13 protein-coding genes are annotated in these 14,289 nt (G+C 63.9%); 2 read left to right on the forward strand and 11 right to left on the reverse strand.

Annotated elements, in window-relative coordinates:
- Nucleotides 1–73 precede the first annotated feature (73 nt).
- Nucleotides 74–2,044, forward strand: coding sequence for an acetate--CoA ligase (gene acs / locus GGC65_RS09110; RefSeq protein WP_413052751.1), 1,971 nt, complete (start codon nt 74–76; stop codon nt 2,042–2,044).
- 185 nt (nt 2,045–2,229) lie between these two features.
- On the opposite strand, the gene GGC65_RS09115 is transcribed toward acs, so the two are convergent.
- From GGC65_RS09115 to GGC65_RS09150, 8 genes are all read right to left on the reverse strand, one after another.
- Nucleotides 2,230–3,426, reverse strand: a complete 1,197-nt coding sequence (locus GGC65_RS09115) for a serine hydrolase domain-containing protein (RefSeq protein ID WP_192646859.1) — start codon at nt 3,424–3,426, stop codon at nt 2,230–2,232.
- Between the two features lie 45 nt (nt 3,427–3,471).
- Nucleotides 3,472–4,206 carry a peptidase gene (locus GGC65_RS09120; protein ID WP_192646860.1) on the reverse strand — a complete coding sequence of 245 codons (735 nt, stop codon included), beginning with the start codon at nt 4,204–4,206 and terminating at the stop codon, nt 3,472–3,474.
- A gap of 60 nt (nt 4,207–4,266) precedes the next feature.
- Nucleotides 4,267–5,070 (reverse strand): transglutaminase family protein, encoded by an 804-nt coding sequence (locus GGC65_RS09125; RefSeq protein WP_192646861.1) that lies wholly within the window; start codon nt 5,068–5,070, stop codon nt 4,267–4,269.
- Nucleotides 5,067–6,008, reverse strand: coding sequence for an alpha-E domain-containing protein (locus GGC65_RS09130; RefSeq protein ID WP_192646862.1), 942 nt, complete (start codon nt 6,006–6,008; stop codon nt 5,067–5,069). Before GGC65_RS09130 ends, GGC65_RS09125 begins: the two co-directional genes overlap by 4 nt.
- Nucleotides 6,008–7,447, reverse strand: a complete 1,440-nt coding sequence (locus tag GGC65_RS09135; RefSeq protein WP_192649476.1) for a circularly permuted type 2 ATP-grasp protein — start codon at nt 7,445–7,447, stop codon at nt 6,008–6,010. Before GGC65_RS09135 ends, GGC65_RS09130 begins: the two co-directional genes overlap by 1 nt.
- 284 nt (nt 7,448–7,731) lie before the next feature.
- Entirely contained in the window at nt 7,732–10,467 is a 2,736-nt protein-coding gene (gene secA, locus GGC65_RS09140; protein ID WP_192646863.1) for a preprotein translocase subunit SecA, read from the reverse strand.
- Between the two features lie 109 nt (nt 10,468–10,576).
- On the reverse strand, nt 10,577–10,813 hold the full coding sequence (locus GGC65_RS09145; RefSeq protein WP_225940750.1) for a hypothetical protein: 237 nt from the start codon (nt 10,811–10,813) through the stop codon (nt 10,577–10,579).
- Between the two features lie 107 nt (nt 10,814–10,920).
- Nucleotides 10,921–11,460, reverse strand: coding sequence for a hypothetical protein (locus tag GGC65_RS09150; RefSeq protein WP_192646865.1), 540 nt, complete (start codon nt 11,458–11,460; stop codon nt 10,921–10,923).
- A gap of 113 nt (nt 11,461–11,573) precedes the next feature.
- Between GGC65_RS09150 and GGC65_RS09155 the strand changes: the two genes are divergently transcribed.
- Nucleotides 11,574–12,377 (forward strand): SDR family oxidoreductase, encoded by an 804-nt coding sequence (locus tag GGC65_RS09155; protein ID WP_192646866.1) that lies wholly within the window; start codon nt 11,574–11,576, stop codon nt 12,375–12,377.
- Between the two features lie 21 nt (nt 12,378–12,398).
- Here the strand turns inward: GGC65_RS09155 and GGC65_RS09160 are convergent, their stop codons facing one another.
- The 3 genes from GGC65_RS09160 to GGC65_RS09170 form a co-directional block, all read right to left on the reverse strand.
- Entirely contained in the window at nt 12,399–12,611 is a 213-nt protein-coding gene (locus GGC65_RS09160; protein ID WP_192646867.1) for a hypothetical protein, read from the reverse strand.
- A 92-nt stretch (nt 12,612–12,703) separates the two neighbouring features.
- Nucleotides 12,704–13,414 carry a head GIN domain-containing protein gene (locus GGC65_RS09165; protein ID WP_192646868.1) on the reverse strand — a complete coding sequence of 237 codons (711 nt, stop codon included), beginning with the start codon at nt 13,412–13,414 and terminating at the stop codon, nt 12,704–12,706.
- A gap of 43 nt (nt 13,415–13,457) precedes the next feature.
- Nucleotides 13,458–14,207 carry a head GIN domain-containing protein gene (locus GGC65_RS09170; protein WP_192646869.1) on the reverse strand — a complete coding sequence of 250 codons (750 nt, stop codon included), beginning with the start codon at nt 14,205–14,207 and terminating at the stop codon, nt 13,458–13,460.
- Nucleotides 14,208–14,289: the final 82 nt, after the last annotated feature.

Consider the following 14,289-nt stretch of genomic DNA (forward strand, 5'->3'; position numbering starts at 1 on the left):
GCAGTTTGTGGCTCGCGGGTTATCGCAGCGGGCGAACAATGCAATGCCGATTGGAGAGTCGTCCGTGTCCGAGTTGCCCCCCGCTGACCTTCCAGCTTCCGAACCTTTTGTTCCCGTTCCGGCCGATGCCGCGGCGAACACGCATTGCACCGCCGCCGATTACGACCGGCTCTACGCGCAGAGCATCGACGATCCCGATACTTTCTGGGCCGAGCAAGCGAAGCGTCTCGACTGGATCACCCCGCCAACGAAGATCGGCAACTGGTCCTACGATCCCGTCGAAATCAAATGGTATGAGGATGGCGTCCTCAATCTCTGTCACAACGCCGTCGACCGCCATGTCGCCGCGGGCCATGGCGAGCGCACCGCGATCATCTTTGAACCCGACGCCCCCGACGGCGAGACGCGGCACATAAGCTACAAGGCGCTGCTCGCCGACGTCATCCGTATGGCGAACACGCTGAAGAAGCTCGGCGTCCAGAAGGGCGACCGCGTCACCATCTATATGCCGATGATCCCCGAGGGTGCGGTCGCGATGCTCGCCTGCGCGCGCATCGGCGCGGTGCACAGCGTCGTCTTCGGCGGCTTCTCGCCCGAGGCGATCCACGGCCGCATCGAGGATTGCGCCAGCGACTGGGTGATCTGCGCCGACGAGGGGCTGCGCGGCGGCAAGCATGTGCCGCTCAAGGCCAATGTCGACAAGGCGCTCGAGCGCGTCGACGTCAAAGCCGTGCTCGTCATCGCGCACACCGGCGGCGACGTCGCGATGAAGGAAGGCCGCGACCATTGGTACGACGCGCTGTCGGCCGATGTCGGCGATGAATGCCCGTGCGAACCGATGGGCGCCGAGGACCCGCTCTTCATCCTCTATACCTCGGGATCGACCGGCAAGCCGAAGGGCGTGCTCCATACGGTCGGGGGCTATTCGGTGTGGACCGCCAGCACCTTCTATTACGGTTTCGACTATCGTCCCGGTGAGATTTTCTGGTGCAGCGCCGACATCGGTTGGGTCACCGGGCACAGCTATGTCGTCTATGGCCCGCTCCAGAATGGCGCGACGACCTTGATGTTCGAGGGCGTACCCAACTACCCCAACCACGACCGCTTCTGGCAGGTCGTCGACAAGCATCAAGTCAACATCCTCTATACCGCGCCGACTGCGATCCGCGCGCTGATGCGCGAGGGCGACGATTATGTGACGCGCCACGATCTGTCGTCGATCCGACTGCTCGGCAGCGTCGGCGAGCCGATCAATCCCGAGGCATGGCGCTGGTATCACCAGATCGTCGGCAAGGGCCGCGTCCCCGTGATCGACACATGGTGGCAGACCGAAACGGGCGGGATCATGATCACCACCCTGCCCGGCGCGCATCCGATGCAGCCGGGCAGCGCGGGTAGGCCCTTCTTCGGCATCCGCCCGCAGCTCGTCGATGCCGAGGGGGGCGTGCTCGTCGACGAGCAGACCGGCGGCGCGTCCGAGGGCAATCTCTGCATCACGCATAGCTGGCCGGGTCAGGCGCGGACGATCTATGGCGATCATCAGCGTTTCGCCGAAACCTATTTCTCGACCTATAAGGGCAAATATTTCACCGGCGACGGCTGCCGCCGCGATGCCGACGGTTATTGGCGGATCACCGGCCGCGTCGACGATGTCATCAACGTCTCCGGCCATCGCATGGGCACCGCCGAGGTCGAAAGCGCACTGGTGCTGCACGACCTCGTCGCCGAGGCTGCGGTCGTCGGCTTCCCGCACGACATCAAGGGCCAGGGCATCTACGCCTATGTCACATTGAACGCCGGGGTCGAGCCGACCGAAGAGGTCGCCGCGGCGCTGAAGCAGCAGGTGCGCACCGAAATCGGCCCGATCGCGACCCCCGACCATATCCACCTGACGCCGGGGCTTCCCAAAACGCGTTCGGGCAAGATCATGCGCCGCATCTTGCGCAAGATCGCCGAGAATGATTTCGGTTCGCTGGGCGACACGTCGACTTTGGCCGATCCGAGCCTGGTCGACGGGTTGATCGAGGGACGGAAGAACCGCTGAGCGCAGGGCCGCTACGCACCTGCATAGGCTCTCTCATGCTTTCGTATGATTGAATCTACGGCCGTCAGCTACCATATAGGGAGCACCCCCGAGTTCCGGCGGCCCCTCCCCCCTCCCTGGCGGCCGGAGCAACAAGGCCCGGAAGGTTACGCACCTTCCGGGCCCTCCCTTTTAAAAGGCGAGCTTTAGCGCCGTTGCTCTTCGATAGCTTCGCATAGGCCGTCGGTCGCGAGCGCGACCTGCGATTCCGCCGTTTTGCGATTGGCCGCGCTGTTCTCGACCCCGCGCGTTTCGGTGTTGAAGGCGAGCAGGCTGCCCATCCCCTGATCGGGGCAGAGGCTGAGATAGGCACGAAAACCGTTCTGGTCGCCATTATGGCCGACAAAGCGCACCGCCGCGCCGCGGTCGATGAAGAAGGACAGGCCGCTCTGCGTCGTCTTCGCCATGCGGCCCTGCGTAAAATCCTCACCCGCCGATATTTGCGGCGCCCACATTTCCTCGAGCGAAGCCCGTTTCAGCACCCGGTCATAGTCCGATCGGCGCGCCGGATCGCCAAGCAGGAAGGCGACATATCTCGCCATGTCGGGCATCGGCGCGTTGAGCCCGCCGTTCGACACCGTCACCCCGGTATCGACATCGAAAGGCGCGGCGACCCGCCGGCCGTCGCGGACATAGTAACTGTGCGACCGGTGCGGCAGCAGGTGCGGCGGGGTGCGGTCGAAATAGCTGTCGTGCATCCCCAATGGTTTCAGGATATTCTTGTCGATGTAGACTTCATAATCCTCGCCCGACAGCCGCTCGATGACCTGCCCCAGATAGACGATGCCGGGGTTCGAGTAGCCGAAGCGGCTGCCCGGTTTGAACTCGACCCGCGTATAGGGCAGCATCGCCACCAGCTGCGCCCAGCCCTTCGGCTCGAACGGCTGCCAGTCCTGATCGCGCCACGGCCAGGTCCCGCTGCGAAACCCTGCGCTGTGGCTCATCAGCTGGCGCAGCGTGATCGCGCCGGTGTCGCCATAGGGATTATGCACCGCGGCGAGTTCGGGCACATATTTGACGATCGGATCGTCGAGCGACAGCAGCCCGCGATCGCGGAGCTGCATGATCGCGATTCCCGTCATCGTCTTGGTGATCGACGCCCAGTGATAGATGGTGTCGGCATCGACCGGCACATGCGCGTCGGCGTCCTGCTCGCCCAGATGGTCGGCGACGACGGTCCGGCCGTCCTGCACGACATAAAAGCTACTCCCGGCGATCTTCGCCCGGTTCGTCTCGCTGCGGTGCAGCTCGCGAAAATCGCGCAATGCCTTGTCGAAGCCCGTCTCCTCGGCCGCCGCCGGATTGGCCATCAGAGCAAGTGCAGCAGCTATCCAGCGCAACATCGCGATCCCTCCCGTTTCACCTGTCGGGACGGTGGCCGAAGGCGATCAGAAATGAAAGTCGGGAAGCTCCGCCAGCGCTATCCCCAGCGCCTCGGCCCAGCCGTCGGCGACGCTTTCGAAATAGGGATCGTTGCGCTCGAACCGCCGTTCGCGCACGCCGACAAAATCGTCGCGCTCGTGCACCTTGAGGTCGATCGGCAGGTCGACGCCGGCATTGGCGCGGATCGTCGAATCGAACGACACGCAGAGCAATTTCACCGAATCCTCGAACGACATCGCGGGGTCGTAGGAGCGCACGATGATCGGGCGGCCATATTTCGTCTCGCCGATCTGGAAGAAGGGATTGTCCTCGCCGGCTTCGATGAAATTGCCCTCGGGATAGATCAGGAACAGCCGCGGGTCCGATCCCTTGATCTGCCCGCCGACGATCAGCGAGGCGCGGAACAGCGAATCCGCCGCCGATTGGCCCTCGTCATTGTGGCGCATCACGATGTGGCGCAGCGTTTCGCCGATGATCGTGGCGACCGCGAACATCGACGGCGCGGCGAGGATCGACGGATGGCGATCCTCGGGCGCCTTGGTGCGCTCGTCGAGCAGGCTCACCACCGCCTGCGTCGTCGCGAGATTGCCCGCCGACATCAAGGTGATCACGCGCTCGCCGGGGACATGCCAGCTGCGCATCTTGCGGACCTGCGAAATGTCGTCGACGCCCGCATTGGTGCGGGTGTCCGACATGAACACCAGTCCCTTGTTCAAACGCATGCCAACGCAATAAGTCATCGAATCCCGTTTTCCCCGCCCGGAAAGTGCTGATCGCCCCTAATCTGGTGCCCTGCCCGCTTATTGCTGGACCTGCAATTGAACAACCAGATTTTCCTGCGCCGCACCATAGCGCATGCCGCGAACCGGGGCCGCATCGCGATAATCGAGCCCCGTTGCGACGCGGATATAGCGCTGGTCGGGCGAATGGCCGTTGCTGACGTCGAAGCCGATCCAGCCGATATGATCGAAATGCGCCTCGGCCCACGCGTGCGTCGCATCCTGATGCGTCCGGTCGTTCATCATCAGATAGCCCGACACATAACGCGCCGGGTGACCGAGGTGACGCATCGCGGCGATGAAGATATGCGCATGATCCTGGCAAACCCCGCCCTCGGCGCCGAGTGCCTGTTCGGCGGTGGTCGCAGCATCGGTAAAGCCGATCCGGTACGCGAGCTTGTCGATGATCAGCGCCGACAGCGCGTGCGCACGCTCGATCTCGTTGCCGAAGTCGCGGCCGAGCGTCGCAATCAACGAGCGGATCCCCCGCCCAGCACGCGTGAGCGGGGTGGGGCGCAGGAAGGTCCAGAGCGGCATCGCGCCGCGATGCGGCCCGATCACCCCGTCCCATGTTTCGAGCTCGATCGTGCCGTGACAGCGGATGACGAGCTCGCTCGTTCCGCCCTGGACCGCGATCAGGTCGACGCCATTGCCGTGATGGTCGGTGTAATGCAGCTGCCGCGCGCCGCCCTCGATGTCGACCGTCCAGTCGAGAACGCGCTGCTGCCCCGGCCGGTCCTTCGGCGTGAGCTTGAGCTGCTGCAGCGCATAGCTGACCGGCGCATCATATTGGTAGCAAGTGCTATGGTCGACGCGCAGTTTCATTCGACAAACCTGTAGTCGCGCTCGACCTGCCGCGCGAGCGCCGCGGTGTCGCGGAGGAAGCTGGTCACATATTGATGCAGCCCGCCGTCGAAGATCGACTGGATCGGCCCCGCGAGCTTTTCATGATGGAGCGCATGCGCCAGCCGCCACGCCTCGGTTTCCTCGCCATAATGCCGCTGCAGCTGCGCCAGATTATCCTCCATCCGCTCGCAGCAGAAGGCGAGGCTGCGCGGCATCTGGCGATAGAGAATCAGGAATTCGGCGATCTTCAGCGCGCTGATCTCGGCCCCGTAAAGCCAGCGATAGGCGCGGTGTGCCGACACCGATCGCAGGATCGTCTCCCACTGCACATTGTCGATCGTCGTGCCGATATGCGCGACCGAGGGCAGCAACAGATAATATTTGACGTCGAGGATGCGCGCGGTGTTGTCGGCGCGTTCGAGGAACGTCCCGAGCAGCGAGAAATTGAATCCGTCGTTGCGGAGCATCGTGCCGTTCAATGCCCCGCGCACATGTGCGCTCTGCTGGCGGATCGTCGCGAGCACGTCGGGCAGGTCGTCTTCGCGCACAGGGCGCTTGAGCAGCGCGACGAGCGTCATCCAGCTCGTGTTGACCGCCTCCCACGTTTCGCGCGTCAGCGCGGTGCGCGCCGTGCGGGCATTGTCGCGCGCGAGCTTGATGACCGAGAGGATGCTCGACGGGTTGGCTGGATCGCGGAGCAGGAAGTCGATCACGCGCGCCGAGCTGTAATCGCCATGCGCCGCCTGGAACGCCTGATTGACCCCCGCGGTGACCAGCACCGATTTCCACTCGGCAGCGGCGGTGCTCGACCGCGTCAGCGCGATGCGGAACCCGGCGTCGATCAGGCGCGCATTATTCTCGCTGCGTTCGAGGTAACGCGCCATCCAGAAGAGCGAGCCTGCGGTCTTGCCCAGCATCAGTCTTCCAATACCCAAGTGTCTTTGGTGCCGCCGCCCTGGCTCGAATTCACTACCAACGATCCCCGCGTCATCGCGACGCGCGTCAACCCGCCGGGGGTGATCGTGATCCCCTGCGGCGACATCAGCACGAAGGGGCGGAGGTCGACATGCCGCGGCGCGAGGCCCTTCTTGGTAAAGATCGGAACGGTCGACAGCGACAGCGTCGGCTGCGCGATATAACTGCCCGGGTTCGCCTCCAGCTTGGCGCGGAACGACGCGAGCTCCTTCTTGCTCGCCGCGGGACCGACGAGCATCCCGTAGCCGCCCGACCCATGGACTTCCTTGACCACCAGTTCGGGCAGCCGATCGAGCACTTCGCGCAGATGCTCGGGGTCCGAGCAGCGCCACGTCGGCACATTGGGGAGCAACGCCTTTTCGCCCGTATAAAATTCGATGATGTCGGGCATGTAGCTGTAAAGCGCCTTGTCGTCGGCGATGCCCGTTCCCGGCGCATTGGCGATCGTGATCCCGCCCGCGCGATAGACGTCCCAGATGCCGGGCACGCCGAGCATCGAGTCGGACCGGAAGTTCAGCGGATCGAGGAAATCATCGTCGACGCGGCGATAGATGACGTCGATCGCCTTATAGCCCTGCGTCGTCCGCATCGCGACGCGGCCGTCGACGACGCGCAAATCATGCCCTTCGACCAGCTCGGCGCCCATATGGTCGGCGAGGAAGCTGTGCTCATAATAAGCGCTGTTGTGGATGCCCGGCGTCAGCACCGCGACCGTCGGGGTCCCGCCGCATGCGGGCGGCGCGCAGGCGGCGAGCGACTTCAAGAGGTTGATCGGATAGTCGCCGACCTCGCGCACCGGCACCTTCGCGAACAGCTCGGGGAACATCTGGAGCATCGTTTCGCGGTTTTCGAGCATGTAGGACACGCCCGACGGGGTGCGCGCATTATCCTCGAGCACGTAGAATTCGTCGGCGCCGGTGCGCACGATGTCGGTGCCGCTGATATGCGTATAGATGCCGCCCGGCGGGTCGAGCCCCATCATCATCGGCAGGAAGGCCTCGTTCCCGGCGATCAGCTCGACCGGCACACGCCCGGCGCGCAAAATCTCCTGCCGGTGATAGATATCATGGAGGAAGGCGTTGAGCGCGCGCACGCGCTGCTCGATCCCGCGCGACAGGCGGCGCCATTCGCTGGCGGAGATGATCCGCGGCACCACGTCGAACGGGATCAGCCGCTCGTCGCCGTCGGCGGCGCCATAGACGTTGAAGGTGATCCCGGTGGTGCGGAACAGCGCCTCGGCCTGCTGCGCCTTGCGCTGGATGCGCGTCGCATCCTCGGCCCCGAACCATTCGCAATATTCGCGATAGGGCGACCGTGTATCGCCCCCCTGGCCCGTCATTTCGTCGAAAAAGGAAATGCGCCTGCCCTTTCCACGCAACATGCCGTCATCCACCGCGCGCCCGATATATTCGGCCTGCGCGGCGCACCATGTCCCTGCTGCTGCGTCGCTCGCCGGCTGCATGGCCACCAAGCTTATGACAAAGATGCTAATCGCGCCCGCGTGCCTTGGCAAGCGGGCTCATCGCTCCGGTTGATACGGTAACATCAAGGAGTTGGGCCCTTCCTTCGTCATGCCGGACTTGATCCGGCATCCATCTCCGCGGCGGAGGCATGGGCCCCGGATCAAGTCCGGGGTGACGAATGGAAGGGGGCCGGCCGCCGGCGTCAAATGGCGCCGTGGCAGTGCTTGTACTTGTTACCCGAACCGCAGGGGCACGGCGCGTTGCGGCTGATGTCGAGCGCCGCATAGGGATTTTCGCCCTCGGGCAGGTCGGGACGCGGCGACTGCATCGGGGGCAGCGTGTTCGCGATCACGCCGAGCTGGCCGCCGTCGATGTCGCCGCTATTGTCCTCACCCGTGAACGGGTCGATGTGCGTCGTCAGGAAGTCGGGCAGGTCGGGCAGCGGCAGCGCCTCGGGCTCTTCGAAGCGCAGGTCGATGCGCGCGACGGTGCGCGTCACATCCTCGCGGATATTCTGCAGCATGCGTTCGAACAGCGCGAAGGCTTCCTGCTTATATTCGTTGATCGGCTGCTTCTGCGCATAGGCGCGCAGGAACACGACCTGACGCAGCGCGTCGAGCGTCGAGAGGTGCTCTTTCCAATGGTGGTCGAGCGTCTGGAGCAGCACCGACTTCTCGATGCCCTTCCACGTCTCCTCATCGACCAGCGCCGCCTTTTCGGCCGCGACCGCATCGGCCTGCGCCTGGATGCGTTCCTCGAAGATTTCGGCGTCGACCGCATCTTCCTGCATCCACGCATCGATCGGCGGCGACAGGTCGAGGATATTCTCCACCCGCTCCTTCATCTGCTCGATGTTCCACTGCTCGGGATAGCTGCCCGGGGGGCATGCGTCGGCAACGATCGAATTGACCGTCTCGGCGCGCATCGCGGTCATCACCTCATCGACGGTCTCGCTGTCGATAATCTCGCCGCGCTGTTCATAGATGACCTTGCGTTGGTCGTTCATGACGTTGTCATATTCGACGACCTGCTTGCGGATGTCGTAGTTGCGCGCCTCGACCTTCTTCTGCGCGGTCTCGATCGCCTTCGATAGCCACTTCGACCCGATCGCCTCGCCGTCCTCCAGATTCTTGTTCATCATCTTGGAGAACAGCGTGTCGGGGCCGAAGATGCGCAGCAGGTCATCGTCGAGGCAGAGGTAGAATTTCGACAGGCCGGGGTCGCCCTGACGCCCCGAACGGCCGCGCAGCTGGTTGTCGATGCGGCGGCTTTCGTGGCGTTCGGTCGCGAGCACGAACAGCCCGCCCGCCGCCTTCACCGCTTCGCGCTCGGCGGCGACTTCGGCCTGGATGCGCGCAATCGCGGCATCGCGTTCGGCGCCTTCTGGCAGGTCCTTCAGCTCGTCGTCGATGCGGAATTCTTCATTGCCGCCGAGTTTGATGTCGGTGCCGCGGCCCGCCATGTTCGTCGCGATCGTCACCGCGCCGGTGCGGCCCGCCTGCGCGACGATATGCGCCTCGCTCTCGTGGAAGCGCGCGTTAAGCACGCTGTGCGGCACGCCTTCCTTTTCGAGATAGGACGACAGCAGCTCGGACTTTTCGATCGACACGGTGCCGACGAGCACCGGCTGGCCGCGCTCGTTCGCTTCGCGGATCGTCTTGGCGATCGCGCCGAATTTGTCGGTGATATTCTTGTAGAATTCGTCCTCGTCATCCTTGCGCGCGATCGGGCGGTTGGTCGGGATGTTGACGACATTCATCTTGTAGATGTCGAAGAATTCGGCTGCCTCGGTCGCCGCGGTGCCGGTCATGCCCGAAAGCTTCGGATACATGCGGAAATAATTCTGGAAGGTGATCGATGCGAGCGTCTGGTTCTCGGGCTCGATCTGCACGCCTTCCTTCGCCTCAACCGCCTGGTGCAGGCCGTCCGACCAGCGGCGCCCGTCCATCATGCGGCCGGTGAATTCGTCGATGATCACGACCTTGCCGTCCTTGACGATATAGTCGGTGTCGATGCGGAACATCTGGATCGCCTTCAACGCCTGATTGACGTGATGGACGACCTGCGTGTTTTCGATGTCGTAGAGGTTGTTGCCCTGCAGCAGGCCCTCGGCTTCGAGCAGCCGCTCGACATGCTCGGTGCCGTCTTCGGTCAGGTTGATCGACTTGGACTTTTCGTCCTTCTCATAATCTTCCTCGACCAGCTGGTGGACGACCTCGTTGACGCGGATATACAGCTCCGACTTGTCGTCGGTCGGGCCCGAGATGATCAGCGGGGTGCGCGCTTCGTCGATCAGGATCGAATCGACCTCGTCGACGATACCGAAATTGAAGGTGCGGTGGACCATCTGCTGGCGGTCGAACTTCATATTGTCGCGAAGGTAATCGAACCCCAGCTCGTTGTTCGTCGCGTAAGTGATGTCGCTGTTATAGGCGTCGCGGCGCTGCGTCTCGTTGAGGTTCGGGACGATGATCCCGGTCGTCAGGCCGAGGAAGCCATAGACGGTGCCCATCCATTCGGCGTCGCGCGTCGCGAGATAGTCGTTGACCGTGACGACATGGACACCCTTGCCCTCGAGCGCGTTGAGGTAGCAGGGCAAGGTTGCCATCAGCGTCTTGCCTTCACCCGTCGCCATTTCGGCGATCTCGCCGCGGTGGAGGACGATGCCGCCGACCATCTGCACATCGAAATGGCGCATGCCGAGCGTGCGGACCGCCGCCTCGCGCACCGTTGCAAAGGCTTCGGGCAGGATGTCGTCGAGCGTCTCGCCGGTTTCGAGGCGGTCGCGGAATTTCTGCGTTTGCGCCTGCAATCCGGCGTCATCGAGCGCCTGCATCGCGGGCTCGAAAGCGTTGATCTTGTCGACGATCTTGTGGATCGAGGCGACATAACGGTCGTTGGACGAGCCGAACAGGCTCTTGGCGAGGCCAGCAAACATGGAATTTTTCCTTGGTATCTGAATGAATGAGCGGCGCTTCGGCCGCGCGAAAATACGAAAAAAGCCCCGTTGCGGGGCGGCGCCTCAAGAAAGGCGCGGAAACCTGGCTCTATTCGAGCGCGCGGTCGCTGCCGGTGAGAATGCCGGGAAGATGCGGCGCGGCGGCCTTGCGCGGCTTGCCGCTACCGCTCGAAACACGCCGGGTCGGCGCAGTCGTGACCGGACGACGTTCGGTATCGCTCGCTTCGGCCTTGCCCGCGGTTTCGGCGAACATGACCAGCGACCCCATTGCCGCCGGAACGGCAGGCGCGGCAACGGCCCGGTCGGCGGTAGCCAGACCGGTCAACAGTGCCAAAAGGGTCAGCAATAGCCGCAAGAATCGCCCCTCATACCGTTCGGAGCCCAGATTATTGCGCCCCGTTCCCTGAACATAGGGTGAAAGCGGCGGTTCGTCTAGGGGGCTGGCGCCGCGGCGGGATCGGTCAACGCGGGGTTCAACCCTCGGACCTCGATGAGGAAACTCTTGGGCTTTTTGAACAATTTGCTCTGCCGGTTCACCTGCAGCCCGACCACCTCGGCCAGCTCCATCACGAAATGGACGCAGTTACGCTTGTTCAGGCTGTAACTCGGCTGCTCGCGGTCGCGCCATTCGGCGACCTTCGCGAGCACGCGCGCATAGGTGGCGTCGTCGACCGTCACGTCGAATTGCCGGTCGCTCTTCGCGATATAGTCGGGCTCCGACGATTCGACCTTTCCCTTTACCGACCCCAGAAGGATCGCGGGGCTGACCGAGACGGCGGTAAAACCGTAATTCGCGTCGACGACCTCGCCCGTGGCGTCGACCGTCCCCTTCATGACGATGAAGGCGTGCGGAAAACGATCCCCGAAATCATGGCTGTAAAAGCTCACCACGACCTCGGCGCGCGCCGGGGCGGTGAGTCCGGCGCAAAGCAGCAGCAGGGACAGGAGGATCAGGCGCAGGCCGCGGGTCATCATCGGCGCCCTCTTAGCGAGCCGCGCTTCGCCTTGCCAAGCCGCGATTGCCGCTTGACGGAAACGTCAACTTCGCATCATGTCCGCGCTGACATCGATGTAAGGAGGGGTCTGTGGCACGAAAGGCGATTTTCATCACCGGGGGCGGGTCGGGCATCGGCCGTGCTGTGGCACGCCATTTTGCCGGACAGGGATGGTTCGTCGGCATCGCCGACGTCAATCGCGCCGGGATCGATGAAACCGCCGCGCTGCTTCCCGAGGGGGCATCGTCGCGTCATGTGATGGACGTCCGCGACCGCGACCAGTGGCAGGCCGCGCTGGACGCCTTTGCGCAGCAGAGCGGCGGCCGCCTCGATGTGCTGTTCAACAACGCCGGCATCGGGTCGGGCGGGCAATATATGGACATGGCGCCGGAGGAAGCCGACCGCTTGATCGCGATCAATTTCGGCGGCGTCGTCAACGGCATCTATATGGCGCTGCCGCTGCTCCGCGCGACGCCGGGGTCGACGATCCTCAACACCGGATCTGCATCGGGCTTTTATGGCGTCGCGGGCCTCGCGGTCTATTCGGCGACCAAATTCGCGGTGCGCGGCCTCACCGAGGCGCTCGAAATCGAGTTCGCCAAGCATGACATCAAGGTCCGCTCGCTGATGCCGGGCTTCATCGACACGCCGCTGCTCGACCAAGTCAGCGCCGACAGCAACGAGCCGGCGCGCAATCGCCTGTCCGAGAGCGGCTTCGAAATCGTCCCAGTCGAACGCGTCGCCGAAGCGGCGTGGGCGGCGGTGCATGGCACGAGCGTCCACACGACGGTCGGCAAGATGGCAAAGCGCCTGTCACGCCTCGCGCGCTGGTTCCCCGGATTGATCGTGCGCCAGTCGAAGAAGATCGACGGACTGGGTGCGGCGGGGCATTGACGATCGCCTTCCCGCCTGGCGCTATATAGCCGATATAGCCGATATGGCCGCTTGAAACATTCCGACGATGATTGCTCCCAGGGCGATGACGAGCAACGTGGCAATCAATGCCACGGGGATCAACAATAGAGCCATCAATAACCGCGCCCAAAGCGGAAACTTTTGAAATCGGTGTGTCGCGCCATCGCTGATCAGCTGCGCGACCAATTCAAAAATTGGGAGAATCCAGTCCATTCATGCATCCAGAGGCTTACGTCCTCCCATGATCGCGGACTAATCCTAAATTTTCATGTGCTCGAATACGACCGTCACCCCTCGATCACGCTCTATTTGCTCTGGCCGCACGTCACCGACCCGCTGCCGACATTGCGCACCGTGCAGACCGGTTTCCCCAGCACCACGGTCTTGCCGATCCCGCGCGCCGTGATCGCCGCGCTTTTGACCGCGCGCAGGATATGATCGCCGGCGCCCTCGCTGTCGCTGATGAGTTCGTCGACCGCGAGCGCGCCGGCGTCGACCGCCCCCGCCCCCGACAGCGTGATCTGCGCATTTTTGGCGGCCCCGCCAAGGGTCATCGTGCCGTTCCCGACCATCGCGACCGACAGGCGATCGGCGCCGATCTGGCCGACGGTCAGCCGTCCGGGCCCGCGCAAGCCGACCATCGCGCGCTGCCCCTTCAACTTGTCGATCTGGAGCGACCCCGCGCCCGCGAGCGTCGCCGAATTGAGATTGGCGGCGTTGACGCGGACCACGACCGGCCCCCGCGGCCCGCGGCGTTTTTCGTCGCCTGCAAACTGGCGTTGGCTGATTACCAGCCGGCCATTATCCGCTTCGACGCTCAACCGGTCGAGCGCCTCCTGCGGCCCGCTCGCCACAGCGCTCACCGGCGCGCGCGTGACGACCTCGACCGTCACATCGGCGCTCACGTCGATCGCCTCGAAGCTGGTGAGGCCATAGCGCTTTTCCGCCGCCGATGCGGGGACGGAGGCTAGCAGGGCGACAACCGCGATCGCGGCGCATCTGGTGGCGAATGTCATGGTGCCGCCTTACCCCGTTCGGGCAGGCGGCACCAGCATGCTATCAGTTACAGGTTGCGGTGCCCGACCCCATGGTGCGCGTCGAGCATTTGCCGCCGCCGCCGATCGTCGCGTCACCCGACCCGAGGATCGCGATCTCGGCGCTGCCGCTCGCCTTCGCATCGACGTCGCCCGATCCGGTGATCGACACATCGAGCGTCGTCGCGGACAGCCCGCCCGCATCGATATTGCCCGATCCGGTCACATCGAAATCGCCCGATCCGATCGTGCCGCCGCCGACCTCGATATCGCCCGATCCCGAAACGGTGAGCTTGGCGCTCTTTCCGTTGAGCGCCGCGACCTTAAGATCGCCCGATCCGGTGACGACCGCTTCGACCGCGTCTCCGTCGACCGCATCGGCGTCGATCTCGCCCGACCCGGTCAGGCGAACCGCGCGCAGCGTCGGCATCGTGATCGCAATCTCGACATCATTGTCGTCGCCGCTGAAGCTGAACCCCGAATTCTTCCGCCCGATCGACAGCATGTCGCCGTCGAGCTTGATTTCCAGCTCGTCGATCACGCCCTTCGGTCCCTTGGCGGTGATCGCAAACGCGCCGCCGCGGCGGATGGTGACATCGTCGGGGCCCGCAACCTTCACACCGGTGAAGCCCTTGAGATCGTAGCTCTGCGTCGTTACCGGCCCGGCTTCGACCGTGCGCTTGCCATTCTTGCTGTCGCTCGTCACCTCGGCGCTGCACGCCGTGACGGTCATTGCGAGGGCCAGCGGCAGAACCGCCATCGTCCAGTTACGCATCGATAATCTCCTTCGTGTGTTATCTATCTAACACACGAAGGTTGCGCCTGTCCAGCCCGGGCGCCATCTTGTCGCCACCTTC

Origin of the sequence: Sphingopyxis sp. OAS728 (assembly GCF_014873485.1) — a bacterium.
GTDB lineage: Bacteria > Pseudomonadota > Alphaproteobacteria > Sphingomonadales > Sphingomonadaceae > Sphingopyxis.